General features: G+C 46.4%; 3 tRNA genes. All 3 read right to left on the reverse strand.

Going from position 1 to position 390, the window contains the following annotated elements:
* Positions 1–14: 14 nt before the first annotated feature.
* Positions 15–90 (reverse strand) — tRNA-Val (locus tag ACXAH1_RS24695).
* Positions 91–117: 27 nt separating this feature from the next.
* A tRNA-Val gene (locus ACXAH1_RS24700) sits at positions 118–193 on the reverse strand.
* 120 nt (positions 194–313) lie between these two features.
* A tRNA-Val gene (locus tag ACXAH1_RS24705) sits at positions 314–389 on the reverse strand.
* Position 390 lies beyond the last annotated feature (1 nt).

Genomic DNA, 390 nt, shown 5'->3' on the forward strand with positions numbered 1-390 from the left:
GTTCACCAAATTAATGGTGGGTTGTACTGGACTTGAACCAGTGACCCTCGCCTTGTAAGGGCGATGCTCTCCCAACTGAGCTAACAACCCAGAGTATTTTTTACTAAACCTTTAAGATGGTGGGTTGTACTGGACTTGAACCAGTGACCCTCGCCTTGTAAGGGCGATGCTCTCCCAACTGAGCTAACAACCCATCTTAAAATTTTGTCAGAGTTTAGTTTTAGTTATGGTGGGTTGTACTGACTTTAATACAGTAACCCTTGCCTTGGTAAGAATGAGCGCGATGCTGCATCGACCAAGTTCACCAAATTAATGGTGGGTTGTACTGGACTTGAACCAGTGACCCTCGCCTTGTAAGGGCGATGCTCTCCCAACTGAGCTAACAACCCA

It is taken from the genome of Pseudoalteromonas sp. AWH4_217, from assembly GCF_056161105.1.